Origin of the sequence: Streptomyces sp. CS113 (assembly GCF_002188365.1) — a bacterium.
In the GTDB taxonomy this organism is placed as follows: Bacteria; Actinomycetota; Actinomycetes; order Streptomycetales; family Streptomycetaceae; genus Streptomyces; species Streptomyces tendae.
On the sequence record NZ_KZ195574.1, the window covers coordinates 2,266,776 to 2,292,730 of the forward strand.

23 protein-coding genes and 1 riboswitch are annotated in these 25,955 nt (G+C 72.0%); of the genes, 9 read left to right on the forward strand and 14 right to left on the reverse strand.

Annotation, left to right across the window (positions count from 1 at the left end; translation table 11 throughout):
- Window positions 1-162 precede the first annotated feature (162 nt).
- Window positions 163-444: an HPr family phosphocarrier protein gene (locus B9W62_RS09750; RefSeq protein ID WP_007445064.1), complete on the forward strand. Its 282-nt coding sequence runs from the start codon at window positions 163-165 to the stop codon at window positions 442-444.
- Window positions 445-593: 149 nt separating this feature from the next.
- Here the strand turns inward: B9W62_RS09750 and B9W62_RS09755 are convergent, their stop codons facing one another.
- The 4 genes from B9W62_RS09755 to B9W62_RS09770 form a co-directional block, all read right to left on the reverse strand.
- On the reverse strand, window positions 594-1,289 hold the full coding sequence (locus B9W62_RS09755) for a GntR family transcriptional regulator (RefSeq protein ID WP_087806802.1): 696 nt from the start codon (window positions 1,287-1,289) through the stop codon (window positions 594-596).
- 129 nt (window positions 1,290-1,418) lie between these two features.
- Window positions 1,419-2,183 (reverse strand): M23 family metallopeptidase, encoded by a 765-nt coding sequence (locus tag B9W62_RS09760; RefSeq protein ID WP_087806803.1) that lies wholly within the window; start codon window positions 2,181-2,183, stop codon window positions 1,419-1,421.
- A 12-nt stretch (window positions 2,184-2,195) separates the two neighbouring features.
- Window positions 2,196-2,359, reverse strand: a riboswitch (cyclic di-AMP (ydaO/yuaA leader).
- 191 nt (window positions 2,360-2,550) lie between these two features.
- Complete coding sequence (locus B9W62_RS09765; protein ID WP_087806804.1) at window positions 2,551-3,939, reverse strand: M16 family metallopeptidase; 1,389 nt, start codon at window positions 3,937-3,939, stop codon at window positions 2,551-2,553.
- On the reverse strand, window positions 3,936-5,324 hold the full coding sequence (locus B9W62_RS09770; protein WP_087806805.1) for a M16 family metallopeptidase: 1,389 nt from the start codon (window positions 5,322-5,324) through the stop codon (window positions 3,936-3,938). The genes B9W62_RS09765 and B9W62_RS09770 overlap by 4 nt, the downstream gene beginning before the upstream one ends.
- 392 nt (window positions 5,325-5,716) lie before the next feature.
- On the opposite strand from B9W62_RS09770, the gene B9W62_RS09775 reads away from it, so the two are divergent.
- Complete coding sequence (locus B9W62_RS09775; RefSeq protein WP_087806806.1) at window positions 5,717-8,173, forward strand: DNA gyrase/topoisomerase IV subunit A; 2,457 nt, start codon at window positions 5,717-5,719, stop codon at window positions 8,171-8,173.
- A 6-nt stretch (window positions 8,174-8,179) separates the two neighbouring features.
- Here B9W62_RS09775 and B9W62_RS09780 read toward each other — a convergent pair whose 3' ends face one another.
- Window positions 8,180-9,316, reverse strand: a complete 1,137-nt coding sequence (locus B9W62_RS09780; protein ID WP_087806807.1) for a CobW family GTP-binding protein — start codon at window positions 9,314-9,316, stop codon at window positions 8,180-8,182.
- A gap of 287 nt (window positions 9,317-9,603) precedes the next feature.
- Between B9W62_RS09780 and B9W62_RS09785 the strand changes: the two genes are divergently transcribed.
- Window positions 9,604-10,158, forward strand: coding sequence for a DUF6082 family protein (locus tag B9W62_RS09785; RefSeq protein WP_087806808.1), 555 nt, complete (start codon window positions 9,604-9,606; stop codon window positions 10,156-10,158).
- A gap of 208 nt (window positions 10,159-10,366) precedes the next feature.
- On the opposite strand, the gene B9W62_RS09790 is transcribed toward B9W62_RS09785, so the two are convergent.
- Window positions 10,367-10,780, reverse strand: a complete 414-nt coding sequence (locus B9W62_RS09790) for an RNHCP domain-containing protein (RefSeq protein ID WP_087806809.1) — start codon at window positions 10,778-10,780, stop codon at window positions 10,367-10,369.
- Between the two features lie 28 nt (window positions 10,781-10,808).
- Entirely contained in the window at window positions 10,809-11,177 is a 369-nt protein-coding gene (locus tag B9W62_RS09795) for an RNHCP domain-containing protein (RefSeq protein ID WP_087806810.1), read from the reverse strand.
- A 606-nt stretch (window positions 11,178-11,783) separates the two neighbouring features.
- Here B9W62_RS09795 and B9W62_RS09800 point away from each other — a divergent pair.
- Entirely contained in the window at window positions 11,784-12,020 is a 237-nt protein-coding gene (locus B9W62_RS09800) for a hypothetical protein (protein ID WP_087806811.1), read from the forward strand.
- A gap of 137 nt (window positions 12,021-12,157) precedes the next feature.
- Here B9W62_RS09800 and B9W62_RS09805 read toward each other — a convergent pair whose 3' ends face one another.
- Entirely contained in the window at window positions 12,158-13,330 is a 1,173-nt protein-coding gene (locus B9W62_RS09805) for a citrate synthase/methylcitrate synthase (protein ID WP_087806812.1), read from the reverse strand.
- Between the two features lie 124 nt (window positions 13,331-13,454).
- Here B9W62_RS09805 and B9W62_RS09810 point away from each other — a divergent pair, with 124 nt between their 5' ends.
- The 4 genes from B9W62_RS09810 to B9W62_RS09825 all read left to right on the forward strand — a co-directional run bounded on the left by B9W62_RS09810 (window position 13,455) and on the right by B9W62_RS09825 (window position 18,170).
- Window positions 13,455-14,720 (forward strand): citrate synthase, encoded by a 1,266-nt coding sequence (locus B9W62_RS09810; RefSeq protein WP_087806813.1) that lies wholly within the window; start codon window positions 13,455-13,457, stop codon window positions 14,718-14,720.
- 54 nt (window positions 14,721-14,774) lie between these two features.
- Window positions 14,775-15,719, forward strand: a complete 945-nt coding sequence (locus B9W62_RS09815; RefSeq protein WP_087806814.1) for a sucrase ferredoxin — start codon at window positions 14,775-14,777, stop codon at window positions 15,717-15,719.
- A gap of 103 nt (window positions 15,720-15,822) precedes the next feature.
- Complete coding sequence (locus tag B9W62_RS09820; protein ID WP_179235414.1) at window positions 15,823-17,493, forward strand: ATP-binding protein; 1,671 nt, start codon at window positions 15,823-15,825, stop codon at window positions 17,491-17,493.
- A complete protein-coding gene (locus B9W62_RS09825; RefSeq protein ID WP_087806816.1) occupies window positions 17,490-18,170 on the forward strand; it encodes a response regulator in 681 nt (226 codons plus the stop codon). Before B9W62_RS09820 ends, B9W62_RS09825 begins: the two co-directional genes overlap by 4 nt.
- Window positions 18,171-18,217: 47 nt before the next feature.
- On the opposite strand, the gene B9W62_RS09830 is transcribed toward B9W62_RS09825, so the two are convergent.
- The 6 genes from B9W62_RS09830 to B9W62_RS09855 form a co-directional block, all read right to left on the reverse strand.
- Window positions 18,218-19,810, reverse strand: coding sequence for a solute symporter family protein (locus B9W62_RS09830; RefSeq protein ID WP_087806817.1), 1,593 nt, complete (start codon window positions 19,808-19,810; stop codon window positions 18,218-18,220).
- Complete coding sequence (locus B9W62_RS09835; RefSeq protein ID WP_087806818.1) at window positions 19,807-20,385, reverse strand: DUF485 domain-containing protein; 579 nt, start codon at window positions 20,383-20,385, stop codon at window positions 19,807-19,809. The genes B9W62_RS09830 and B9W62_RS09835 overlap by 4 nt, the downstream gene beginning before the upstream one ends.
- Window positions 20,386-20,454: 69 nt before the next feature.
- Window positions 20,455-21,156: a response regulator transcription factor gene (locus B9W62_RS09840; protein WP_087806819.1), complete on the reverse strand. Its 702-nt coding sequence runs from the start codon at window positions 21,154-21,156 to the stop codon at window positions 20,455-20,457.
- The gene (locus B9W62_RS09845) at window positions 21,153-22,307 is read right to left on the reverse strand and encodes a sensor histidine kinase (protein WP_087806820.1); all 1,155 of its coding nucleotides are present in this window, start codon (window positions 22,305-22,307) and stop codon (window positions 21,153-21,155) included. Before B9W62_RS09845 ends, B9W62_RS09840 begins: the two co-directional genes overlap by 4 nt.
- Complete coding sequence (locus tag B9W62_RS09850) at window positions 22,304-22,828, reverse strand: DUF1453 domain-containing protein (RefSeq protein WP_087806821.1); 525 nt, start codon at window positions 22,826-22,828, stop codon at window positions 22,304-22,306. Before B9W62_RS09850 ends, B9W62_RS09845 begins: the two co-directional genes overlap by 4 nt.
- A 247-nt stretch (window positions 22,829-23,075) precedes the next feature.
- Window positions 23,076-25,199 (reverse strand): DNA gyrase/topoisomerase IV subunit B, encoded by a 2,124-nt coding sequence (locus B9W62_RS09855; RefSeq protein ID WP_087806822.1) that lies wholly within the window; start codon window positions 25,197-25,199, stop codon window positions 23,076-23,078.
- A gap of 440 nt (window positions 25,200-25,639) precedes the next feature.
- On the opposite strand from B9W62_RS09855, the gene B9W62_RS09860 reads away from it, so the two are divergent.
- A complete protein-coding gene (locus tag B9W62_RS09860) occupies window positions 25,640-25,870 on the forward strand; it encodes a DUF7455 domain-containing protein (RefSeq protein WP_007445070.1) in 231 nt (76 codons plus the stop codon).
- Window positions 25,871-25,955: the final 85 nt, after the last annotated feature.

Sequence of the window (25,955 nt, forward strand, 5' to 3'; positions counted from 1 at the left end):
AGTCTGTGGGGGAACACCGGCTCGGACCGAGGCCGCGGTCCGAGCACCGCACGGGACGGCGCACGCGGTCGTCCCGGCTTGCTTCACGATGTGGGAAACTGGTCTAGACAAGACTGGTCTAGACAACTTCAACGCCTCTGAACACCTGAAGGGCAGCATCACATGGCTGAGCGCCGCGTCAACGTCGGCTGGGCCGAGGGTCTCCACGCCCGCCCCGCCTCCATCTTCGTCCGAGCCGCCACGGCCACAGGCGTCCCGGTGACGATCGCCAAGGCCGACGGGTCCCCCGTCAACGCGGCCTCCATGCTGGCCGTCCTCGGCCTCGGCGCCCAGGGTGGCGAGGAGATCGTCCTCGCCTCCGACGCCGAGGGCGCGGAGGCCGCCCTGGACCGGCTGGCGAAGCTGGTCGCCGAGGGGCTCGAGGAGCTCCCCGAGACCGTCTGAGCCCGACGGACAGCAGCACCGAAAGGCCCGCCGGTACCACCGTGCGGGCCTTTCACCATTTCCGCTCCGGCTCTCCCGCCCATGCATTCTGTTTTCGGACGGCAGAAAGCATCGCATGCAATTCCCGCCCTTTGTATACGGCAGTCGCGTTACCGCTGCGGGCCCACTGTGTTTACGGAATGTTGCGCATTCCTCACACGCTCCGCCCGCCCGCCGCCGGAGGCGAAGCGCAGCCGGTGCGCCGATGCCGACCGCTCGATGTGCAGGGTCATGAGCGCCCGCGCGCGTGCGCCGTCGCCCCGGGCCACCGCGTCGGTGATCGCGCCGTGCTCCGCCCAGTACTCCACCGGGCCGACCGGGGCCTCCACCACGTACATCCAGGCGATCTTGTGGCGGAGCTGGGTCAGCAGCGCCGTCAGGGAGGGGCTGTCCGCCGCCCGGGCGAGGGTGTCGTGGAACCAGCCGCCCAGGGAGCGCAGTTCCGCGCCGTTGCCCTGCCTCGCCCGCTCCTGCCCCAGCCTGACCAGGCCGCGCAACACCTTGAGGTGGGCCTCGGTGCGCCGTCCGGCGGCCCGGGAGGCACCGAGCGGCTCCAGGAGCGTACGCGTCTCCAGCAGGTCGGCGGCCTCCCGCTCGGTCGGCTCCGCCACGCACGCGCCCGCGTGCCGCCGGGTCACCACGAAGCCCTCGGCCTCCAGCGTGCGCAGGGCCTCGCGGACGGGGACCCGGGAGACGCCGTAGCGGCGGGCGAGGAGTTCCTCGGTGAGCCGGCTCCCGCGGCCGTGGACGCCGGCGACGATGTCGTCCCTGATCGCCGTGCACACCGAATGCGCCGGAATACGCATGAACGACCTCCGCCTCAATTCCCGTGGAACGTCGATGATTGACGCGTGCCGAGCGACCTCGGGCCAATCATGCGACATTAAATGCGAAAAAGCCCCGGCTCGGGAAGCCGGGGCTTTCGAACGCCTGCGTCAGACGTTCACGCCGTGGGAGCGGAGGTAGGCGACGGGGTCCATGTCGGAGCCGTACTCGGGGCTCGTACGGGCCTCGAAGTGCAGGTGCGGTCCGGTGACGTTGCCGGTAGCGCCGGAGAGGCCGATCTGCTGGCCGGGCTCGACCGACTGGCCGACCGAGACGCCGATGGACGACAGGTGCCCGTACTGCGTGTACGTGCCGTCGTGCATCTTGATCACGACCTGGTTGCCGTACGCCCCGCCCCAGCCGGTCTCGACGACGGTGCCGACGCCCACGGCGTGCACGGTGGTGCCGCTGGAGGCGTGGAAGTCGATGCCGGTGTGGCTGCCGGAGGACCACAGGGAGCTGCCCGCCTGGTACGCGGTGGAGACGTAGGAGGCGGTGATCGGCGCGACGAAGGTGTTGAGGCGCTTGCGCTCCGCCTCCCGCGCGGCGCGCTCCTTGGCCTCGCGCGCCTCCTTGGCCGCCTCGGCCGCCCGCTCGCGGGCCGCTTCCCTGGCCGCCTGGCGGGCGGCGGCGTCCGCGGCCGCCTGCTTCTGGGCGACGGCCTGGGCGTCGATCTCGTCGGCTATGGAGTCGCCGATGGTGACGACCGGGGTGAGTCCGCTCTGCTCCACCTCCGGCTCGGCGGCGAGCGCCGGAGCGGCGAGGGTGCCGACGACGCCGGTGGTGGCGAGGGCCGCGACTCCCGCCGCGCGGGCGGTGGTGCGGTGCACCCGGCCGGTACGGCGGTGCTTCCCGGTGGCGCGCGTGAACGCCATGTAGAGGCTTGTCCTTTCCTTCCCTCTCGCCTACCGGGTTAGCTGACGGGTTCGGAGGTGGAAGGTCTCCTACGGACCCCCTCGCGGTGCGCGCGGGCGTCCGATTCACCCCAGGGACTGCGTGGGTCCCCGGCTCCCCTGGCTCGCGCCGTACGGGGACTCGGCGATGACTGTCCGGTGCCGCGGGTGCGGCGCACTGCGTGACGAACAGCCCGGAAGACGCTAAACGCGGCTGCGTTCAATCCTCAAACGCAACAGGCTTTTTGTAGCGCACGCCACAGGGCAGACAGGTGATCACTCCCCCAATCCGGACAAACGGCGGCCCTGGTGACACTCCGGTCACCAGGGCCGCCCCGCGCGGGTGCCGCTACTCGGCCGTCACCACGGTGACTTCGCCGATGCCGAGGGCCTCGACGGGCGCCTTGATCTTCTCCGCGTCGCCGACGAGGACCGTCACGAGGCGGTCCACCGGGAAGGCGTTCACGACCGCCGCGGTGGCCTCCACGGTGCCCGTGGCGGCCAGTTGGCGGTAGAGCGTGGCCTGGAAGTCGTCGGACAGGTGCTGCTCGACCTGGTCGGCCAGCGTGCTCGCCACGGCCGCCGCCGTCTCGTACTTCAGCGGCGCCACGCCCACCAGGTTCTGCACGGCCACGTCGCGCTCGGCGTCGGTGAGCCCCTCCGCGGCGAGCTTGCGCAGCACCGTCCACAGGTCCTCAAGGGCGGGACCGGTGTTGGGGGTGTCGACGGACCCGCTGATGGCGAGCATCGCGGCGCCCGTGCCGTCCGGGGCGGAACGCAGGACCTGGCCGAACGCCCGGACGCCGTAGGTGTAGCCCTTCTCCTCGCGCAGGACGCGGTCCAGGCGCGAGGTGAGGGTGCCGCCGAGGCAGTACGTGCCGAGCACCTGCGCGGGCCACACGCGGTCGTGCCGGTCGGCGCCGGTGCGGCCGATCAGCAACTGCGTCTGGACGGCGCCGGGACGGTCCACGATGACGACCCGGCCGCGGTCGTCGGCGGTCACCGCGGGGACGGGGCGCGGCTCGGCGGCCGAGCCGGTCCAGGCACCCAGGGTGTCGCCGAGCAGCGCGTCCAGGTCGACGCCGGTGAGGTCGCCGACGACCACCGCGGTGGCCGTGGCGGGGCGGACATGGCGCTCGTAGAAGGCGCGTACGGCCGCCGAGTCGATGGTCGCGACCGTCTCCTCGGTGCCCTGGCGGGGGCGCGACATGCGCGCGTCGGCCGGGAACAGCTCCTTGGAGAGTTCCTTGGCGGCGCGCCGGGAGGGGTTGGCCAGCTCGTGCGGGATCTCGTCGAGCCGGTTGCGCACCAGCCGTTCCACCTCGCCGTCCGCGAACGCGGGCGCCCTGAGGGCGTCGGCGAGCAGGCCGAGGGCCTTGGCGAGGCGGGAGGCGGGCACCTCCAGGCTCAGCCGGACACCGGGGTGGTCCGCGTGCGCGTCCAGGGTGGCGCCGCAGCGCTCCAGCTCGGCGGCGAACTCCTCGGCGGAGTGCTTGTCGGTGCCCTCGGAGAAGGCGCGCGCCATGATCGTGGCCACGCCGTCGAGGCCGGCCGGCTCGGCGTCCAGGGGAGCGTCGAGGAGCACCTCGACGGCGACGACCTGCTGGCCGGGGCGGTGGCAGCGCAGCACGGTCAGGCCGTTGCCGAGGCTGCCGCGCTCGGGGGCGGGGAACGCCCACGGCTTGGGCTCGCCGGCCTGCGGCCGGGCGTGGAATTCCATGGTGGCGAGCTCGGTCACTTGGCCGCCTCCTCGTTCTCGTCGGTGGCGTCGGTCACGGAGTCGGTGACGGTGGTCTCGTCGGCGTCGTTCTCGTCGGCGGGGGCGGTGGGCTCGTAGACGAGCACCGCGCGGTTGTCGGGGCGCAGGCGGGCCTTGGCGACCTCCTGGACCTCCGCCGCGGTCACTTCGAGCACCCGCTGCACGGCGGTGAGGGCGAGCTGCGGGTCGCCGAACAGGACGGCGTACCGGCACAGTTCGTCCGCGCGGCCCGCGACCGTGCCCAGGCGGTCCAGCCACTCGCGCTCGAGCTGGGCCTGGGCGCGCTCCATCTCCTCTGCCGTGGGGCCCTCCTCGGCGAAGCGGGCCAGCTCCTCGTCGATGGCCGTCTCGATGACCGGCACCTCGACGTCGCCGGACGTCTTCACGTCCAGCCACCCCAGGGAGGGCGCCCCGGCCAGCCGCAGCAGGCCGAACCCGGCGGCGACGGCCGTGCGGTCGCGGCGTACGAGGCGGTTGTACAGGCGGGACGACTCGCCGCCGCCCAGGACGGTCAGGGCCAGGTCGGCCGCGTCGCACGCGCGCGTGCCGTCCTCCGGCAGGCGGTAGGCGGCCATCAGGGCGCGGGCCGGGACCTCCTCCTCGACGATCTCGCGCAGCTGCCCGCCCATCACGTCGGGCAGCGAACCGTCCCGGGGAGGCTGCTTGCCGTCGTGCGAGGCGATGGAGCCGAAGTACTTCTCGACCCAGGCCAGGGTCTGCTCCGGGTCGATGTCGCCGACGACCGACAGCACCGCGTTGTTCGGCGCGTAGTAGGTGCGGAAGAACGCGCGCGCGTCCTCCAGGGTCGCCGCGTCCAGGTCCGCCATCGAACCGATCGGCGTGTGGTGGTAGGGGTGGCCCTCCGGGTAGGCGAGGGCGGTCAGCTTCTCGAACGCCGTGCCGTAGGGGACGTTGTCGTAGCGCTGGCGGCGTTCGTTCTTGACGACGTCGCGCTGGTTTTCCATCGACTCCTCGTCCAGGGCGGCCAGCAGGGAGCCCATGCGGTCGGCCTCCAGCCAGAGGGCGAGCTCCAGCTGGTGGGCGGGCATGGTCTCGAAGTAGTTGGTCCGCTCGAAGCTGGTGGTGCCGTTGAGCGAGCCGCCGGCGCCCTGCACCAGCTCGAAGTGACCGTTGCCCTTGACCTGGGCGGAGCCCTGGAACATGAGGTGCTCGAAAAGGTGAGCCAGGCCGGTGCGCCCCTTGACCTCGTGGCGCGAGCCGACGTCGTACCAGAGGCACACCGCCGCGACCGGGGTCAGGTGGTCCTCGGAGAGCACCACGCGCAGGCCGTTGGCCAGGCGGTGCTCGGTCGCTGTCAGGCCGCCGGAGCCTGCCTGGGCTGTGGCCGTGTGACCCATGGGCATGTACGTCCCTTCGATCGCGAAATTCTCGGTGGGACCACTGGGTGGACCACCGGGTGGAATCACTGGGCGGAACTGCGGAATCCCGCCGGTCCTGCCACTGTATGCAAGCGTGCGGGCCACCGGTGGAGTTCCCGGACCCGGTACGCCGAGAGCGAGAACGCGGTTGACCGAGGGCGGGGACGCGGTCGACGGGAGGCGGGAACGCGGTTGGCGGAGGGCCGGAACGCCGGTTGGCGGGCCGCCGGGGACGCGGGTGCGGGACGAGGGCGTACCCTGCGGGCAGCGCCGGGCCGGGCAGCCCGTGACGGGTCCTGGTCGGTCGCTGTCAGTGCCGCAGTCCACAATGGACGGCGTCAGATCACCGTTCACGCTTCAGCAAGGAGCCGGCAGCGATGGCCCGCCGTAGTACGAAGACCCCGCCGCCCGACGACTCGTACGAGGAGAAGATCCTCGACATCGACGTCGTCGACGAGATGCAGGGCTCCTTCCTCGAGTACGCGTACTCGGTCATCTACTCCCGTGCGTTGCCGGACGCCCGCGACGGCCTCAAGCCGGTGCACCGCCGCATCGTCTACCAGATGAACGAGATGGGCCTGCGGCCCGAGCGCGGCTATGTGAAGTGCGCCCGTGTCGTCGGCGAGGTCATGGGCAAGCTGCACCCGCACGGCGACGCGTCGATCTACGACGCGCTGGTCCGCATGGCCCAGCCGTTCTCGATGCGCGTGCCCCTGGTGGACGGTCACGGCAACTTCGGCTCGCTGGGCAACGACGACCCGCCGGCCGCGATGCGGTACACGGAGTGCCGGATGGCCGAGGCCGCCGGACTGATGACGGAGTCCATCGACGAGGACACCGTCGACTTCGCCCCCAACTACGACGGCCAGGAGCAGGAGCCGGTGGCGCTGCCCGCCGCCTTCCCTAACCTGCTGGTCAACGGCGCCTCGGGCATCGCGGTCGGCATGGCCACGAACATGCCGCCGCACAACCTGCGCGAGGTGATCGCGGCGGCCCGGCACCTGATCCGGTACCCGAACGCCGACCTGGACGCGCTGATGAAGCACGTGCCGGGCCCCGACCTGCCCACCGGCGGCCGGATCGTCGGCCTGCCCGGCATCCGGGACGCGTACGAGACGGGCCGCGGCACCTTCAAGATCCGCGCGACGGTGTCCGTGGAGACGGTGACGGCCCGCCGCAAGGGCCTCGTCGTCACCGAGCTGCCCTTCGCGGTCGGCCCGGAGAAGGTCATCTCGAAGATCAAGGACCTGGTCGGCGCGAAGAAGATCCAGGGCATCGCGGACGTCAAGGACCTCACCGACCGCGCCCACGGACTGCGCCTGGTCATCGAGATCAAGAACGGTTTCGTGCCGGAGGCGGTCCTGGAGCAGCTCTACAAGCTGACGGCCATGGAGGAGTCCTTCGGCATCAACAACGTCGCCCTGGTCGACGGCCAGCCCCTCACCCTGGGCCTCAAGGAGCTGCTGGAGGTCTATCTCGACCACCGCTTCACCGTCGTCAGGCGCCGCAGCGAGTTCCGCCGGAGCAAGCGGCGCGACCGGCTGCACCTGGTGGAGGGCCTGCTCACCGCCCTGGTCGACATCGACGAGGTCATCCGCCTCATCCGCTCCAGCGAGAACTCGGCGCAGGCCAAGCAGCGCCTGATGGAGCGCTTCTCGCTGAGCGACGTCCAGACGCAGTACATCCTGGACACGCCGCTGCGCCGGCTCACCAAGTACGACCGCATCGAGCTGGAGTCCGAGAAGGACCGGCTGAACGCCGAGATCGAGGAGCTGACCCGGATCCTCGACTCGGACGCGGAGCTGCGCAAGCTGGTCTCGGCCGAACTGGCGGCGGTGGCGAAGAAGTTCGGCACCGACCGGCGTACGACGCTGCTGGAGTCGAGCGGCGCTCCGGTCGCCGCCGTGCCGCTCCAGGTGGCGGACGACCCGTGCCGGGTGCTGCTGTCGTCGACGGGCCTGCTGGCCCGCACCGCGAACGACGAGCCCCTCGTCACGGAGGCCGGGGCCAAGCGCGTCAAACACGATCTGATCGTCTCGGCGGTGCCGGCCACGGCGCGCGGCGAGGTGGGCGTGGTGACGTCGGGCGGGCGGCTGCTCCGGGTGAACGTGGTGGACCTGCCCCAGCTCCCGGAGGCCATGCCGACGCCGAACCTCGCGGGCGGCGCGCCGCTGGCCGAGTTCGTGTCCCTGGAGGACGACGAGGACGTCGTCTGCCTGACCACGCTGGACGAGTCCTCGCCGGGCCTGGCGCTGGGCACGGAACAGGGCGTCGTCAAGCGGGTGGTGCCCGACTACCCCTCCAACAAGGACGAGTTGGAGGTCATCACCCTCAAGGACGGTGACCGCATCGTCGGCGGGGTCGAGTTGCGCACCGGGGACGAGGACCTGGTCTTCATCACGGACGACGCCCAGCTGCTGCGCTACCAGGCCTCGCAGGTCCGCCCGCAGGGCCGTCCGGCGGGCGGTGTGGCGGGCGTCAAGCTGGCCGACGGCGCGAAGGTCATCTCCTTCACGGCGGTGGACCCGGCGGCGGACGCGGTGGTCTTCACGGTGGCCGGATCGCGCGGCACGCTGGACGACTCCGTGCAGACCACGGCCAAGCTGACGCCGTTCGACCAGTATCCGCGCAAGGGCCGCGCCACGGGCGGGGTGCGCTGCCAGCGGTTCCTGAAGGGCGAGGACTGCCTGGCCTTCGCCTGGGCGGGCCCGACCCCGGCCCTCGCCGCGCAGAAGAACGGCACGCCGGCCCAGCTCCCGGAGGTCGACCCGCGTCGCGACGGCTCGGGCGTGTCGCTGCCGAAGACGGTGTCGGTGGTGGCGGGTCCGGCGTAGGGAGGTCTAGAGGGTGTCCGGCGGCTCCTCGCCGTCGGGCACGTAGCGCAGGACGCCCCACATGCCGTGCTCGTCGGCGGGCGGGGCGTCGGTGTCCCGGCGGCACGCGTCGAGTTCCGCGCCGAGGGCCGCCGTGTCGATGCCGGTGCCGATGAGGACGAGCTGGGTGCGGCGGGTGCCGGCGGTCTCGTGGTCGGCGGTGTCGTGGTCGGCGGTCTCGTGACTGGCGGTCTCGTCGGCGGACGTCCAGGGCTCCGGGTAGAAGCGCAGGAAGCGTCCGACGGCGTGGACGGCGTACCGGTTCAGCGTGTCGTAGGGGCCGAAGTCGACGTACCCCTTGATGCGGTAGAGGCCCTCGGGGCGGCTGTCGAGGAAGCGCATGAGCCGGCGCGGGTCGAGCGGGAGGCCGGAGTCGAACGACAGGGTGTCGTAGGCGGCGTGCGGGTGCCCGGCGTGTGCGCCGCCCTCGGCGCCCTCGCCGCGCTCTGCGTGGTCGTGCAGGTCGTCGAAGGACAGCTGCCCCACCCGTTCCTCGCTGGGCCGGCAGTCGTAGAGGAACTCGGGGTCGATACGGCCGTAGGTCGCGGGCACGACGGCGGCGCCGTCGGCGAGCGTGTGCACGAGGGCGAGGACACGCTCGGCGTCCCGGGCCCGGTCGGTCTTGTTGACCACGACCAGGTCGGCGAGGGCCAGGTGCCGGTCGATCTCGGGGTGCTTGGCGCGGGTGTCGTCGAACTCGGCGGCGTCGACGACCTCGACGAGCCCGCCGTAGACGACCCGGGGTTGCTCGCTGGCGAGCAGCATGCGCACCAGTTCCTGCGGTTCGGCCAGGCCGCTGGCCTCAATGACGATCACGTCGATGCCGGCCTCGGGGCGGGCCAGCCGCTCCAGGTACCCGTCGAGCTCACTCGCGTCCACGGCACAGCACAGGCATCCGTTGCCGAGGGACACGGTGGAGTCGCCGAGGGCGCCCGCTACGGCCATCGCGTCGATCTCGATCGACCCGAAGTCGTTGACGACGGCGCCGATACGGCTGCCTCCGCTGCGGTGCAGGAGGTGGTTGAGCAGGGTGGTCTTCCCGGAGCCGAGGAACCCGGCGAGTACGACGACCGGGATCTGCTGCGGAGTCGGGCGCTGCCCCACCGTGCGACCTCTCTCTCACCCACGCCTACGGAATCGCCTGCTCAGGATACGGTCCGCCGCGGTCGGCACGAAGTGAACGATTGTTAGCAGCGTGCGCGGGGCAGACGTTTTCCAAGGCGCCGGACCGTGCGACCCTCGCTTCCCTCCGTGCGCCTCCTCTCCGCCTCCCCGTCGATCAGCGCCGCTCGGCACTCTGGAGGCGGCAAGCGCCGCCCATCGCTCGCCGGTCCCCGTCAGCCGACCCGCACTCGACGACCGGCGGGCGGTCGCCTGATTCGGGGGTTGACATGGTCACACGCAAGGACATCACGGGGAGGTTCGGCTCCGCCGCGGCCGGCATGCTGTTCGCCACGGCGGGGCTGACACTGGCAGTGCGCCGGCGCGCGCTGGAGACGGAACGGCTGCGGATGCGGCGGCTCGAACTCGAGGAGACCGTCTCACGCCGCAGCGCGTTGGCACACCAGCAACGCATGCATTGGGAACTGCTGGCCAGGGCCATCGACGACCCGTCGCTGGCCTCGGTCATCGACACGTACGCACCCGACATCCCGGCGGAGCGGCGGCGCCAGTACTTCTACGCCAATGCCTGGTACATCAACTTGTACCACCTGTACCGCGCGGGGCTGCTGGACCAGGAGGAGTTGCACGGGCACGCCCGCGAACTCTTCCAGAACCCATTGATGAGGGAGTACTGGGAAGCGTCGAGGGGTCAGCGCGCCACGCTCAAGCAGTCGTCCGACGAAGCGCGGATCGGTCACTTGGTCGACGGCCTCATCCATGACCTGGACGAAGCCGACACGGACGAGTGGTGGGTCGTCGGCACACCACCGGCCTCCTACTGATCGTTCCGGCTCGGGTCGCGTCGCGGGCCCAGTGCTTGGAGATCTTGGCCGGCAGGCTGCCTGGCGCACACCGGATCGGCCGGCTCTCGCCGGTACCTTGCGCCTCGCAGGCGTGGCACCGGCGCGCCGGGCGTCACATGGTTCGGAGTGAGGCCGCGAGGTGGGGCGCGGCTGCGAGCGCGGGCCGCCCCGGGCCGCCGGGCCCGGGTCACAGGGTGAGCAGGGCGCGGCCGGCGGCCTTGGGGTCGGCCAGGGGTCTGAGGGCCAGGCGGATCAGCACGAGCGGGTTGTCGTCGCCCGCGATGCGGTTGGCGCTGAGCTCGCCGCAGGAGGCGCACTGGTGAATGATCATCCACTCGCCGTCGGTACGGACGGACATGCCCAGTGCCTCCATCCGGCCCCGGCAGTCCGCGGCGCGGTCTCCCGGGATCTTCCGGTCGACGTGCAGACTGGCCAGGCAGTTCGGGCAGTGATTGCGGTGGGCGGTGCCGGGTGCGTCCCGAGAGACGTCCAGACGACAGGAGACGCACCGGAAGTCGTCGGTCCGGCGGCCGCCGGGGGTGTGCGGCACGTTCTTGCGCCGCTGCGGACGGCGTCGTCCGCGGTTGTTGTTGCGTGACATGACGGTCGTTCCTTTCCTGTGCGGGCGGTCAGGAGATTCCGAACGCATCGAGCGGAAAGGGTGGTTGGGCCAGCGGGCGGACGGCCATGCGCATCAGGACGAGCTGGTTGTCGTCCGTGCGGACCGGGTTGGAGGTGAGTTCGTCGCAGCGCACGCAGCGGTGAATCACCATCCAGTCACCGGTGCGGAGCACGGCGATGGCGATCGCGGTCATCCGGCCCTCGCAGTCGCCCGGGCCGCCCTCGACGTGGTCGAGGACGTGCCGGGAGTGCAGGCAGGACGGGCAGTGGTTGCGCGGCGCGCCATCGGCGGCGTACGCGGACACGGTCCGACCGCACCACGCGCAGGCGAAGGTGCTGAGGTCGGGAGTGCTGTTGTCGGCGGTGTGGCTGGACACCGGGTGCTCCTTGCTGGAAGTGGGTCAAGACAGCAAGAGCAGGCCGAGTGGCCTCGTCAGAAGGCAGCCCGATGACGCCGCACAACGGCGGACGGGCAGGTCAGAGCACCGGAGAACGCGCCCGGCAGCCACCCGGGAGAACAGGCGGCGCAATGTTGCGGACGGTTACGCGGTACGGCGAGGCGCACTCGGCGCGGGCCGGGACATCAAACACCCTTTTCCAGGGCACAGAGCCCAGAACGAATCAGAACGAATCAGAACGACTGTTTGAAGGCTAGCAGGGTGCCTTCCGAAGCTGTCAACGCGATATTCGACGCGCTCGCCCGTCAGGGGCCCGCTCCAGTCGTACGCGAGAGGGCCCGTACGCCGGCCGGAGGGCGGACCACCGTCCAGGCGTCCCCGCAGGCCGGGCACGGCACGCAGGGGCCACTTGCGCATCGGCACGACGGAGGCCAACAGGGCGCCAACCGCGGGGCTCTGACGTCGCGTCGACACTGTTGGAGCTGGACATTTGAGTAGTCTCGCCCGTGCGGCCGACCGGCTGCACAGCACCCACTAGTGTGCTGCCTCTGAAATCCCAGACAGCATGTAAGGACCGGTACTACCTTGAAGATCGTGCGCCGTATCGGTGTGCCGCCGAGCGCCCGTGGCAGTGCCTCAGGAGCCAACTGCCCCGACCTGTTCGAACTGAGTGACGGCAACTTCGCCGTCATCGGCACCGAGGCCACCGAGGCGCTGGAGCGCGAACTGCCCGCCGATGCCTCCCGTGCGGACTACGAGCGCATCGTGGTCGTCAGCCGGGAGACCCTCATCCGGGCCAAGGCGGACATCCCGGACGCCTGACGTCCACCGTGTCTCCGGCCGTATCCACCGACGGCGGCGCACGGACCCACCACCGGCGAGCAACCCGGCACCCCGTCCTTGCTCGACGCTCCCCGACCAGGCCTGGCGCCCGAACGGCACCAGGCCGCTCGTGTTCCTCAGGCCACGGCAGGGACGCCCACCGGCGCCCCGGGCCCCACATACCGTGCCACCGGACGGATGATCTTCGAGTCGCGCGCCTGTTCCAGGATGTTCGCGCTCCAGCCCACCACCCGCGCCGCCGCGAACGTGGGCGTGAACATCTCGCGGGGCAGACCGCACAGTTCCATGACCACGCCCGCGTAGAACTCGACGTTGGTGTGCAGCTCACGCCCCGGCTTCAGCTCCGCGAGGATCGCCTCCACCTGCCGCTCCACCTCGACGGCGAACTCCACCCGCGGACCGCCGAACCGCCGCGCCACCTCGCGCAGCATCCGTGAACGCGGGTCCTCCGTGCGGTAGACCGCGTGGCCGAAACCCATGATGCGGTCGCCGGCGAGCACCCGCTCCCGGATCCAGGCGTCGATGCGGTCGGGGGTGCCGATCGCGTCCAGGGTGTCCAGCGCCCTGCTGGGCGCGCCGCCGTGCAGCGGGCCGGACAACGCCGACACCGCACCGGCCAGGCAGGCCGCGACGTCCGCACCCGTCGACGCGATGACCCGCGCGGTGAAGGTGGACGCGTTGAACCCGTGGTCGACGGTGGAGATCAGGTACTGCTCGATCGCCCGGGTGCGCGCCTCGTCCGGCTCGTCACCGGTCAGCATGTAGAGGTAGTTCGCGGCGTACGACAGGTCCTCGCGCGGCTCCACCGGCTCCAGTCCCCGTCCCAGCCGGTGCAGTGCGGTCAGCAGCGTCGGCACGGCCGCGGCGGCCACCAGGGTGTCCTGCCGGCGCCGGCCGTCCGAGAGGTCGTACACCGGCCGGAAGCCCATGGCCGCGCCCAGCAGGGACAGGCCCGTGCGCATCCCGGAGAGCGGCCCCGAGCGTCCCCCCGCCTCGGCGATGGCGGGCAGGGCGGCGCGCACCGCGTCGGGCAGTCGCCGCAGCGCGGCGGTCTCGGCGGCGAAGGCCGCGCCCCGCCGCGCGTCGGGGAGTTCCCCGTGGACCAGGAGATGCCAGACGTCCTCGAAGCCGCGGCTCTGTGCGAGTTCGACGGCCGAGTACTGGCGGTAGTGGTAGAAGCCCTCAAGCCCTCGCACGTCGCCGACCTCGGTCTCGGCCACCACGACACCCGCGAGCCCGCGCGGCACCTCGACGGGCGTTGCGGCGGCTGCGGTTCTGTTGACGGACATGATTACCTCCTCGAACTTGACTCAACTGTCCATACTTGACTATGGATCTGTCAATATTGATTGAATCAATGCATTCGGATACGACGACTCAACACGGACCGGCTCCGATCGATACGGTGACCACATGCGCGATCACGAGCCCGACCACCCCGCAGACCGCGAACGGCGCCTGACCACCAGGGAGGCCGCCGAACTGCTCGGGGTGAAGCCCGAGACCGTGTACGCGTACGTCAGCCGCGGCCAGCTCGACAGCCGGCGCACGCCCGGCTCCCGGGGCAGCACCTTCGACGCCGACGAGGTGCGTGCCCTCGCCCGGCGCAACCGCCGCGAAGGCGGCACGACCGGGGCGGCGGCCGCGGGTCAGGAGCTGACCGTGCGCACCCACCTCACGCTCATCGAGACCGACCGCCTGTACTACCGGGGCGTCGACGCGGTCGAACTCGCCGCTCGACACTCCTACGAGGAGGTGGCCGAGTGGCTCTGGACCGGGCAACTGCGTCCCGGCACCGTCTTCCGGGCCCCCGAAGCCTCCGTGTCCGTCGCCCGCCGCGCCGTCGACGCCCTGCCCGAGCACGCGGGCCCCGCCGACCGGCTCCGCGTCGCCGCGATCGCCGCGGCGGTCGCGGACCCGCTCCGCTTCGACCTGGCCGAGGACGCGGTGCTGGGCACGGCGCGCACCCTCGTCCCCACCCTCGTCGCCGCGCTGCCCCCGGTCCTGCGCGACGGAGACGACCGGGACCCGATCGCCCACCGGCTGTGGACCCGGCTCAGCGGGCGGGACGCCGACGAACCCGGCCTGCGCGCCCTCGACACGGCGCTCAGCCTCCTCGCCGACCACGACCTGGCGGCTTCCACGCTCGCCGTGCGCGTCGCCGCGTCGGCCCGCGCGCACGCCTATGCCGCCGTGTCCGCCGGGCTCGGGGTCATCGAGGGACCGCTGCACGGCGCCGCCGGCGGACTCGCGCACCGGATGCTGCTGGAGGTCCTCGAGCTGGGCAGCGCGGCGCCGGTGGTCGCGGAGGAGCTGCGGGCCGGCCGGCGCGTCCCGGGGCTCGGCCACCGGCTCTACCCCGGCGAGGACCCGCGCGCGCGTGCCCTGTTCGCGCTCCTGGAGGACATCCCCCGGGCGGCGCCCGCGCTGGCGGCGGCCCGGGACGTCCAGGCCACCGCCGCCCGCCACACCCCGCTGCACGCCAACGTCGACCTGGCGCTCGCCGTGCTCACCGTGTCCTCCGGCATGGCCCCCGCCGCGGCCGAGACGATCTTCGCCGTGGCCCGGACGGCGGGCTGGATCGCGCATGCCCTGGAGGAGTACGGGGAGCGCCCGCTGCGGATGCGGCCGAGCGGGCTGTACTCGGGACCGAAGCCGCCGCGCCCCCTGCCGGGCTAGTGCCCGGGCGCGACGGGACGCCGCCGCGGGCCAAGTCAGGTTAGGCTCACCTCTGTGAGTACGTGCTCAACCGTCTCCTGGGACCTCGACGAGCCCGTTTCGGGCACCGCACCCGTCGCGAGGACCTGGTTGCTGCTCGAACAGCCCGGCCCGTGGGGCGCCAAGGCGCTCACTTCGAGCCACCTGGACACCGCGCTGGGGCGCGCCCTCGACACGGCGGTGAAGGGGACCGGCGTACGCATCGCGCTCGTGCGCCGCCCAGGCCGCCACGCGGACCAGGGCGCGCCTGCCCGACGCACCGTGTACGCGGCCCACACCGTGCCGGGAAACGTGTGGCTGCACGGCACCACGATCGAGGACCCCAGCCGGCTGCTCGGCCTCGATTTCGCGGCACTCGGCCGGGGCGACCACCACACCTTCGACTCGGTGCTGGGCGGCCGCCCGCACGCGGGCGATCCGCTCGCCCTCGTCTGCACCAACGGCAAGCGCGACCGGTGCTGCGCCCTGCTGGGCAGGCCCCTCGCGGCCGAACTCGCCGCCTCCGGAACCGGCGGCGTCTGGGAGGTCACCCATCTGGGCGGTCACCGCTTCTCACCGACCGTCCTCGTGCTGCCCCACGGATACGTCTACGGCCGGGTGCAGGCCCACGCCGTCAAGGAGATCCTGCACAGCGCGGGAGAGGGCCGGATCGTGGTCGGGGGCTGCCGCGGGAACTCCGCGTGGGAGCGCCCCGGCCAGGCGGCCGAGCTGGCCCTGCGGTCGGCCGTCGGCGAGGACACGGCCGAGGCCCTGACCGTCGTACGGACGGACGGCGCCGCACCGCGCTGGGAGGTGACCCTGGCCCACCGCGACGGCCGGCACTGGCGGGTCACCGTCGTACAGGGGGCGTCGGTGCCACCGCGCCCCGAGAGCTGCGGGGCGTCGGTGCTGGGCTCGCCTGCACGGATGGAGGTCACCGCGGTGCGCGCCCTGCCGCTGACGGCGGCACTGGCGAGCTGACCCCACGGGAGAGGCACGCCTCCACGGGCGAGGCACGCCCTCACGGGAGATACGCGCCACACCCCACTACGGCATCCCACCGGCCCCACGTACCGTCGTGGCCATGAGCTCCACTCCCCCCGTACGCCGACTGCGCCTGGGCCTGCCGCGGCGGGTGTTCTCCCAGGTGCTGCTGATGCAGCTGGCGATCGCCGCGGGCGTCGCCGTGCTCGCGACCGGGCTGTTCCTGGCGCCGCTCGGCGACCAGCTGGACGACCAGGCGATGCGCCGGGCACTGGCGATCGCCCAGACCACCGCGCAGCAGCCACAGGTCGTACGGGACCTGAGGACCACCCGGCCGACGGCGAACGGGCCGGTGCAGCGGGAGGCGGAGCGGGTGCGGGAGGCCACCAAGGCCGAGTACGTGGTCGTGATGGACCGGCAGGGCGTGCGCTGGTCGCACACGGACCCGGAGCGCATCGGCGAGGTCGTCTCGACCGACCCCGGCCAGGCGCTGTCCGGCCGCGAGGTCATGGAGATCGACGACGGCACCCTGGGCCGTTCCGCCCGCGGGAAGGTGCCGCTGCGCGACGGCGACGGCGAGATCGTCGGGGCGGTCTCGGTCGGCATCGCGTACGACAGCGTCCGGGCGCGGCTGATCCACGCCATCCCCGGTCTGTTCGCGTACGCCGGGGGCGCGCTGGCCGTCGGCGCCCTGGCGTCCTGGATCATCTCGCGCCGGGTGCAGCGGCAGACCCGCGACCTGGCCTTCTCGGACATCGCGGGGCTGCTGGCGGAGCGCGAGGCCATGCTGCACGGCATCCGGGAGGGCGTCGTCGCGCTCGACCGCGGCGGCCGGGTACGCCTGCTCAACGACGAGGCGCAGCGCCTGCTGGACATCGGCGGCGAAGCCGTCGGCCGTTCCCCCGACGACGCCCTCGGGGCGGGGCGCACGGCCGACGTGCTGGCCGGCCGGGTGACCGGCACCGACCTGCTGACCGTGCGCGGCCGGCGGGTCCTGGTCGCCAACCGGATGCCCACCGGCGACGGCGGTGCCGTCGCCACGCTGCGCGACCGCACCGAACTGGAGCAGCTCGGCCGGGAACTGGACTCCACACGCGGACTGATCGACGCGCTGCGCGCGCAGGACCACGAGCACGCCAACCGCATGCACACCCTGCTGGGGCTGCTCGAACTGGAGATGTACGACGACGCCGTGGAGTTCGTCGGCGAGGTGGTCGGGGACCACCGGGTCACCGCGGAACAGATCACCGAGCGGATCCAGGACCCCCTGCTCGCCGCGCTGCTGGTCGGCAAGGCCACCGTCGCGGCCGAACGGGGGGTCGCCCTGTGGGTCTCGGACCGCACGCGGCTGCCGGACCGCCTGGTCGATCCCCGGGGACTCGTCACGGTCGTCGGCAACCTGGTCGACAACGCCCTCGACGCCGCCGCGGGGACGGCCCACGCGCGCGTGGAGGTCGAACTGCGTGCCCGGGGGCGCGCCGCCACGCTCACGGTGCGCGACACGGGGCCAGGGGTCCCGGCGGACCACCGGGAGCTGGTGTTCACCGAGGGCTGGTCCACCAAGGAACCGCCGGCCCACCGCGAGCGCGGCCTCGGACTGCCGCTGGTGCGCCGCCTCGCCGAACGGCAGGGCGGCAGCGCGACCGTCGGGGAGGCGTACGGCGGCGGCGCGGAGTTCGTCGTCGTCCTCCCGGAGGCACTGACCGAAGCAGCCCCGGAACCCGCCCTCACCGCCCCTGTGACCACCGCCGCCGAGGAGGAGTCCCGATGATCGAGGTCCTGGTCGTGGACGACGACACGCGGGTCGCGCGCGTCAACGCCGCGTACGTCGAGAAGGTCCCCGGCTTCCACGTCGCCGCCGAGGCGCACAGCGCGGTGGAGGCACTGGCCGCGGTGGAGAGGCTGCCCCGGCTGGACCTGATCCTGCTGGACCACTACCTGCCCGACCGGACCGGTCTCGAGGTCGTCCGGGAGATGCGGCGACGCGGTGTGCAGACCGACGTGATCATGGTGACGGCCGCCCGGGACGTGTCGACCGTGCAGGCGGCGATGCGCCAGGGGGCACTTCAGTACCTGGTGAAACCGTTCGCCTTCGCCGGTCTGCGCGCCAAACTGGAGGCGTACGCCGCTCTGCGCCGCACCCTCGACGGGGGCGGCGAGGCGGAACAGGCCGAGGTCGACCGGATCTTCGGCGCCCTGTCGGCGCCTTCCGATCCCGGGCTCCCCAAGGGCCATTCCCCCGCCACCGCGGAGTCGGTGCGCCAGTGCCTGCTGACGGCCGACGGGCCGCTCTCCGCCCAGGAGATCGCGGAGCGGACCGGTGTGAGCCGCCAGACCGCGCAGCGCTACCTGAAGCTGCTGGAACGCACCGGGCGGGCCGTCCTGACGCTCAAGTACGGCGAGGCGGGCCGCCCCGAGCACCGTTACGCGTGGGCGACCCGCGCCTGAGACTCCTGCTGTGCGCCGGGGTGCGTCGGGGCCCGGGGCGCCGCTCTCTACACGGCCCCCGCCCCGGTCAGCGACCGCACCTCGGTCTCGGCGTGCCTGGCCTCGTCCGGGACCTCCGGCGAGGTGGCCGTGCCCAGCCAGCCGGCGGCGAAGCCCAGCGGGATCGAGACGAGCCCCGGGTTCTGCAACGGGAAGTACTGGAAGTCGAGGCCCGGGAAGAGCGACTGCGGACTGCCCGAGACCACCGGGGACAACAGCACGAGCACCACGGACGGCACCAGACCGCCGTAGACCGCCCACACCGCGCCGCGCGTGGTGAAGCCGCGCCAGAACAGCGAGTAGAGCAGCACCGGCAGGTTGGCGGAGGCGGCCACGGCGAAGGCGAGGCCCACCAGGAAGGCGACGTTGAGGTCGCGGGCGAGCAGACCGAGCCCGATCGCGACGGCGCCGATGCCGACGGCGGCGACCCGCGCCACGGCGACCTCGCTGCGCGGCTTGGAGTGGCGGCGCCGCAAGGACGCGTACAGGTCGTGGGCCACGGACGCCGAGGACGCCAGGGTGATGCCGGCGACCACCGCGAGGATGGTGGCGAACGCGACGGCGGCGACGACCGCGAACAGAACCGTCCCGCCGGTGGACTGCGCGCCGCCGCCCAGGTCGAGGGCGAGCAGCGGCACCGCCGTGTTCCCGGCGGCGTTGGAGGCGCGTACGGCGTCCGGCCCGACCAGGGCGGCGGCACCGAACCCGAGCACGATCGTCATCAGGTAGAACCCGCCGATGAGACCGATCGACCAGACCACGGACCGCCTCGCCGCCCGGGCGGTGGGCACGGTGTAGAAGCGGGACAGGATGTGCGGCAGCCCGGCCGTGCCCAGCACCAGGGCGAGCCCCAGGCTGATGAAGTCGAAGCGGGAGACCCAGTCCCCGCCGTACGCCAGGCCGGGCGCGAGGAACGCCTCGCCGTGGCCGCTGCGCTCGGCCGCCGTGCGCAGCAGCCGGTCGACGTCGCCGTGGAAGCGCACCAGGACGAGCGTGGTCAGCGCCACGGTGCCACCGAGCAGCAGGACCGCCTTCACGATCTGGATCCAGGTGGTGGCCCGCATCCCGCCGAGCGACACGTAGATCACCATCAGGGCGCCGACACCGATGACGGTCCACGTCCGCGCCGCCTCGCCGGTCCCGCCCAGCAGCAGCGCGACCAGGCTGCCCGCGCCCACCATCTGCGCCACCAGGTACAGGACGGACACGGTGACCGAGGAGGTCCCGGCCGCGATGCGCACCGGGCGCTCCCTCATCCGGGCGGCCACGACGTCGGCGAGGGTGAACCGACCGCAGTTGCGGACCAGTTCCGCGACGAGGAACAGGACGACGAGCCAGGCCACCAGGAAGCCCACCGAGTAGAGCATGCCGTCGTAGCCGTAGAGCGCGATGAGCCCCGAGATGCCGAGGAAGGAGGCGGCCGACATGTAGTCGCCGGAGATGGCAAAACCATTCTCCATCGGTGAGAAGAGTCGGCCGCCGGCGTAGAACTCCTCCGCGGATCCCTGCCGGTGGCGGCCCACCCAGGTGGTGATCCCGAGCGTGACGGCGACGAAGGTGCTGAACAGCAGCAGGGCCAGGGTCTGGTGATCGCCCGTCATGACGCGCCGCCCCGTACCCCGCGCGTCAGCTCCTGGGTGTCCCAGCGCAGTTCGAGCGCGGCCCGGTCCCTGCGCAGCCGGGCGTGGCGGGCGTAGGCCCAGGTCAGCAGGAACGTGGTGAGGAACTGCCCGAGCCCGGCGACCATCGCCACGTTCACCGCGCCGGCCACCGGCCGGGCCATCAGGGCGGGCGCCGTCGTGGCGGTGACGACGTAGGCGACGTACCAGAGGAAGAAGGCGGCGACGGCCGGCACCACGAACCTCCGGTAGCGGCTGCGCACCTCCTGGAAGGCAGCACTGCGCTGGACCTCCAGGTACACATCGGCCGCGGCCCGGGGCGGCTCCCCCGGGACGTCCCGACGCATCGGCGGCACCGCCGGCTCGGCGGCTCCGGGGGCGGCCGACTCGCCCCAGCCGGAGGCCAGGGCGTCGTACCACGGGTCGTCGTACCGCGGGCCGTCGTACGGCGCGCCCGGAACCGTCTCGACGTACGCCCTGCCCGGCTCCGCATGGCGGGCGGCCGCGCTTTCGGGACCGCTCCCGCCACCGCGGAACCGATCGTTGCTTGACTGCATGCCCAAGGATGGACAGAACGGGAAGATCCCCGACTCTTCTTCCCCAGGCACTTCACCCCATCAGGTGACTCATCCCCCCGGTGGCCGCACCAGCCCCTTCCCATAGGCGTAACGCACCGCCTGCGCACGGTCTTTGACCCCCGTCTTGGCGAACAGGTTGTTGATGTGGGTCTTCACCGTCGCCGTGGAGACCTGTAGCCGGCTCGCGATCTGCGTGTTGTTGAGCCCTTCGGCGATGAGGACCAGCACCTCGGTCTCCCGGGCGGTGAGCCCGTCCGGCGGCTCGGGCGGTCCCGCGTGCCGCGGCTGGGACGCGGACCCGGACTCGGACTCGGACAGACGCTCCAGGAGCCGCCGCTGGATGCTCGGCGCCAGCCCCGCGTCCCCGGACAGGACGCCGTGCACCGCCCGAACGATCTCGTCCCCGCCCGCGTCCTTGGTGAGGTAGCCGCGTGCCCCCGCCCGCAGCGCGGGGAACACCGACGCGTCGTCCGCGTACGTGGTGAGCACGACGACCTGGGTCCCGGGGTGTTCGGACCGGATCCGGCGGGTGGCCTCCACCCCGTCGCACCTGGGCATGCGCAGGTCCATCAGGACCACGTCCGGTGCGAGTTCGGCGACGAGCCGGACCGCCTCCTCGCCGTCACCGGCCGCGCCCACGACCTCGACGCCGGGCAGGAGACCGAGCAGCATCACGATCCCCTCCCGCACCACGGTCTGATCGTCCGCGACCACCACCCGGGCGGGCGTCCCTCCGGGCTCCTGCGTCATACCGGCACCTTCAACGTCACCACGAACCCCTCCTCGCCCGGACCTGCCCACAGCGAGCCGCCCAGCAACTCGGCACGCTCCCGCATACCCAGCAGACCGTACCCACCTCCGCTGCCGGTGACTTCGCCCGGCGGGCCTCCGGAGTCCCGCACGTCCAGCGTCGCTTCGTGGGCGCCGTAGTCCAGCCGCACCCGCACGCCGGCTCCGGGAGCGTGCCTGCGGGCGTTCGTCAGCGCCTCCTGGGCCACTCTGCGCACGGCCTGTGACGCCTCGGCCGGCAGCGCTCTGCGTTCCCCCGTAATGGTGACCTCCGCCGCGCTCTCCGCCGTCTCGACGAGCTGGGCCAGGAAGTCCTCCAGCGGCGTCAGGTCGCCCCGCAGCGCGGACAGCGCCTGCCGGGTCTCGGCGAGGCCGTCGCGGGCCATGCCCCGCGCCGCCACCACCCGGTCCAGGATCTGCTGCCGGTCCGCGTCCCGCTCGATCAGCAACCTGGCCGCCTCCAGGTGCACCATCTGCGCCGAGAGGCTGTGCGCCAGGACGTCGTGGATCTCCCGGGCGATACGGGCCCGCTCCGCGAGCGCCGCGGACTCCGCCTCGGCCGCCAGGGCGGCCCGCTCCTGGGCCAGCAGTCGCTGTGCGCTCCCCCGGGCCTCGGCGTCGAGTCGCAGGACGTATCCGGCGAGTGCCAGTCCACCCGCCGTCGCCACCGTGGTCAGCCATGCGTCGTCGCTCACCACGGCATAGGAGACCAGCGCCACCGAGGTCACGGGCAGCGCGAACGCGAGGGGCAGCCGCTCCAGGGCCACGACGGCGCAACCGCACCAGACGATCAGTGCGGGGACCTCGAAGCCGACGGACCGGGCCGCGACCGCGATCGCGAGCAGCACGGCGACAAGCGCCAGCGACGGCCACAACCGGTGCGCGAGCGTGGTCCGGAAGAAGGCCCACGCCACCCACACGGCGGCCACCAGGCCGACGGCCGCCGCCGCCGAGCCCCACCCGTGCAGCCGACTGCTGGTGAACGCGCCCCACAGCAGCATCCCGAACACCGTCAGCCGCACCGCCCAGGACATGAGCCTGCGGGGCCGGGAGACGCTCTCGGGCAGGAGCGCCTCCCTGGACGGCCACCTCGTCCACACGTTCTCCGTCACGCGGGCTCCTTCCGGGCGGGCCGGGCCACCGCGTCACGGTACGCGGCGCCGGGCGCCCCGGCCGGTCGCCGGGTCTGAACGCGCCAGGCCAGGACGCCGGACCGGACCAGCAGGGTCGCCGCGAGGGCGAGCAGCAGGGCGGAGCTGTCCTGCCGCACCCCCAGGACCGCACCGACCCCGTAGAGACCGGCGCGCAGCGCGATGCCCACAGCCCACACCGCGGCGCTCGCCCGGGTGCCCCTGCTCCACACGGCGCCGTCGGCCTCGGCCCATATCCGGGTGGTCCAGGCCCAGCCGGCACCGGTCACCAGGCCGACAATCAGCTCGGCGGTGAGCAGCAGCACGGCGGCCGTCTGGTGGTGGGCGTCGATCAGACCCGGTTCACGGAGCGCGACGACGCCCAGCACCACGGGGAGCACCCACCAGCGCCGGTCGGTGTCGATCCGGCTGGCGCGCAGCTGCCGGGCGATCACCAGGCCGGCCACGGCCGCGACGGCCAATGCGTCGAGGAGCCCGGACATCATGCCTCCGTGAGCGGAAGAAGGTGATGCCGGCGGCGGTCCCGCCGACGCCTTCGACGTTACGGAAAGTGCGACGTCAGGGGATCGGAGCCCGGGTGGATCATGGGTGGAGCCGCGTCCGGTACCGCTCTCCACCCCGGGGTGGAGGGAGCGGGGCCGGGACGGCGGCGTGAGGCGCGGGAGCGCACGACGGACCGGGCCCGGTTCTCACTCCCGAGCCCGGCCGTGGTCCGACGACCCGGCGTGGTCACGCGTCGATGCGCGACCGGTCCAGCGTCGCCGCCGAGCTGGAGATGAACTCCTTGCGGGGTGCGACGTCGTTGCCCATCAGCAGGTCGAAGACCTGCTCGGCGGAGTCCAGGTCGGTCAGGTTGATCCGGCGCAGGGTGCGGCGGCGCGGGTCCATGGTGGTCTCCGCCAGCTGGTCGGCGTCCATCTCGCCGAGGCCCTTGTAGCGCTGGATGGAGTCCTTGTACCGGATGTTCTTGCTCTGGAACTCCATGAGCTTGTCGCGCAGCTCCCGGTCCGAGTACGTGTAGACGTACTTGTCCTGGCCCTTCTTCGGCTGGACCAGCTCGATGCGGTGCAGCGGCGGCACCGCGGCGAACACCCGGCCGGCCTCGACCATGGGCCGCATGTAGCGGTGGAAGAGGGTCAGCAGCAGAGTGCGGATGTGGGAGCCGTCCACATCGGCGTCGGTCATCATGATGATCTTGCCGTAGCGGGCCGCGTCGATGTCGAAGGTACGGCCCGAACCCGCCCCTATGACCTGGATGATCGCCCCGCACTCGGCGTTCTTCAGCATGTCCGTGACGGACGACTTCTGGACGTTGAGGATCTTGCCCCGGATCGGCAGCAGCGCCTGGAACTCGGAGTTCCGGGCGAGCTTGGCCGTGCCCAGCGCGGAGTCGCCCTCGACGATGAACAGCTCGCTGCGGTCGACGTCGTCGCTGCGGCAGTCCGCGAGCTTCGCGGGCAGCGACGACGACTCCAGGGCCGTCTTGCGGCGCTGGGCGTCCTTGTGCTGACGCGCGGCGATCCGGGTACGGGCCGCGGCGACGGCCTTCTCCATGACCACCCGCGCCTGCTGGGCGGCGTCGCGCTTGGTGGAGGTCAGGAACGCCTTCAGTTCCTTGGTGATCACGTTGTTCACGATCCGGCGGGCCGCCGAGGTGCCGAGGACCTCCTTGGTCTGGCCCTCGAACTGCGGCTCGGCGAGCCGGACGGTGACCACCGCCGTCAGGCCCTCCAGGGCGTCGTCCTTGACGATGTCGTCCTCGGCGACGCGCAGCATCTTCTTGGTGCGCAGCACCTCGTTCATCGTCTTCGCCACGGCCTGCTCGAAGCCGGCGACGTGGGTGCCGCCCTTGGGCGTGGCGATGATGTTGACGAACGACCTGATCGTGGAGTCGTATCCGGTGCCCCAGCGCATCGCGACGTCGACGCCGAGGTCACGGGTGACCTCCGTCGGTGTCATCTGCCCTTCGTCGTCCAGCACCGGGACCGTCTCCTTGAAGCTGCCCTGCCCGCTGAAGCGGAGGGTGTCGCAGACGGGCCGGTCACTGGCCAGGTACTCGCAGAACTCACTGATGCCGCCGTCGAAGCGGAACGACTCCTCACCCTTGCTGCCGCCGTCACCGAGACCGAGCTCGTCCCGCACGACGATGGTCAGCCCGGGCACCAGGAACGCGGTCTGGCGGGCCCGCTGGTGCAGTGTGTCCAGGGAGAGCTTCGCGTCCCTGAGGAAGATCTGCCGGTCCGCCCAGTACCGCACCCGAGTGCCGCGGCGGCTCTTGGGGACCTTCTTGGTCTTGCGCAGCCCGTTCCCGGCGTCGAACTTGGCGTCCGGGCCCGCTCCCGCGAACGCGCCCGGCACCCCGCGGCGGAAACTGATGGCGTGGGTGTGCCCACCGAGGTCGACCTCGATGTCCAGGCGGGCGGACAGGGCGTTCACCACGGAGGCGCCCACGCCGTGCAGACCACCGGAAGCGGCGTAGGCGCCACCGCCGAACTTGCCGCCGGCGTGCAGCTTGGTCATGACGACCTCGACGCCGGACAGGCCGGTCTTGGGCTCGACGTCGACCGGGATGCCCCGGCCGTTGTCCCGGACCTCCACCGAGGCGTCGTCGTGGAGGATCACCTCGATGTGGTCGCAGTAACCACCTAGGGCCTCGTCGACGGAGTTGTCGATGATCTCCCACAGGCAGTGCATCAGGCCGCGGCTGTCAGTGGATCCGATGTACATGCCCGGACGCTTGCGCACGGCCTCGAGCCCTTCGAGGACGAGCAGGTGCCGCGCGGTGTAGTTGGATCCGTCCCGGTCTGCTCCTGCCAGCAGCGCAGTGGACGGCACGGATGTCTCGGCGGTCACGCGGTTCGCTCCTCGCTGAATTTCAGATGGGGCCCCGCTGGGTAAGGGCGTGGCTCGGTTCACCGGTCAGAGGGTACCGAGGCCTGGTAGAGCCGTTGTAACGCCACCCTCGTCGCGCACTCACCCTAGTCCAGGGTCGCATGCCTGTTCGATCCCTCGATGGGGTGAAGTACACATCACGTTCCCTTCGAGGCATGAACCATTTAGGCTCCGGGCACGTCCTCATGAACAAACCGGCAACCCAGCCGGCGGGACCGACCCTGACCGACTGCGCGAACCCGTACGACACAGAGACACGCAATACGGCACATTCGCCGCCAATCGGCAACAGCCGGCCCCTCGGAAATTTTTTTCGAGGAAAAGCCACGAGCGGGAACGTTTTGGGGCTGGTTGGATGTTGACCCTGGTACGACAGCTCGTCGAGCTAGAGAAGAGGCGACGTGACTACTGTTCTGACTTCCGCAAGCCCGCTGACGGCCGCCGATCGCTGCGACCGCTGCGGCGCCCAGGCATATCTGCGCGTCGTCCTGCTGAGCGGCGGAGAACTGCTCTTCTGCGCCCACCACGGGCGCAAGTTCGAGCCGGAACTCAAGAAGATCGCCGCTGAGATACAGGACGAGACGGAGCGGCTGACGGCCGTTCCGGCATCTTCCGCCGAGGAAGAGCGCTGACTCGACGCGCCCGACGACGAGCCGAATCGGCACAGGCCGATGAACGGGCGGCCGCCTCCGGATTCCGGAGGCGGCCGCCCGTGCT

Excerpts from the sequence above, each read along its gene's own strand:
- B9W62_RS09835 (WP_087806818.1), bottom strand. The coding sequence starts at position 20,385 with ATGCAGTCAAGCAACGATCGGTTCCGCGGTGGCGGGAGCGGTCCCGAA.
- B9W62_RS09785 (WP_087806808.1), top strand. The coding sequence starts at position 9,604 with ATGGTCACACGCAAGGACATCACGGGGAGGTTCGGCTCCGCCGCGGCC.
- B9W62_RS09770 (WP_087806805.1), bottom strand. The coding sequence starts at position 5,324 with ATGCCCATGGGTCACACGGCCACAGCCCAGGCAGGCTCCGGCGGCCTG.
- B9W62_RS09805 (WP_087806812.1), bottom strand. The coding sequence starts at position 13,330 with ATGTCCGTCAACAGAACCGCAGCCGCCGCAACGCCCGTCGAGGTGCCG.
- B9W62_RS09840 (WP_087806819.1), bottom strand. The coding sequence starts at position 21,156 with ATGACGCAGGAGCCCGGAGGGACGCCCGCCCGGGTGGTGGTCGCGGAC.
- B9W62_RS09825 (WP_087806816.1), top strand. The coding sequence starts at position 17,490 with ATGATCGAGGTCCTGGTCGTGGACGACGACACGCGGGTCGCGCGCGTC.
- B9W62_RS09760 (WP_087806803.1), bottom strand. The coding sequence starts at position 2,183 with ATGGCGTTCACGCGCGCCACCGGGAAGCACCGCCGTACCGGCCGGGTG.
- B9W62_RS09820 (WP_179235414.1), top strand. The coding sequence starts at position 15,823 with ATGAGCTCCACTCCCCCCGTACGCCGACTGCGCCTGGGCCTGCCGCGG.
- B9W62_RS09750 (WP_007445064.1), top strand. The coding sequence starts at position 163 with ATGGCTGAGCGCCGCGTCAACGTCGGCTGGGCCGAGGGTCTCCACGCC.
- B9W62_RS09790 (WP_087806809.1), bottom strand. The coding sequence starts at position 10,780 with ATGTCACGCAACAACAACCGCGGACGACGCCGTCCGCAGCGGCGCAAG.
- B9W62_RS09830 (WP_087806817.1), bottom strand. The coding sequence starts at position 19,810 with ATGACGGGCGATCACCAGACCCTGGCCCTGCTGCTGTTCAGCACCTTC.
- B9W62_RS09850 (WP_087806821.1), bottom strand. The coding sequence starts at position 22,828 with ATGTCCGGGCTCCTCGACGCATTGGCCGTCGCGGCCGTGGCCGGCCTG.
- B9W62_RS09755 (WP_087806802.1), bottom strand. The coding sequence starts at position 1,289 with ATGCGTATTCCGGCGCATTCGGTGTGCACGGCGATCAGGGACGACATC.
- B9W62_RS09775 (WP_087806806.1), top strand. The coding sequence starts at position 5,717 with ATGGCCCGCCGTAGTACGAAGACCCCGCCGCCCGACGACTCGTACGAG.
- B9W62_RS09810 (WP_087806813.1), top strand. The coding sequence starts at position 13,455 with ATGCGCGATCACGAGCCCGACCACCCCGCAGACCGCGAACGGCGCCTG.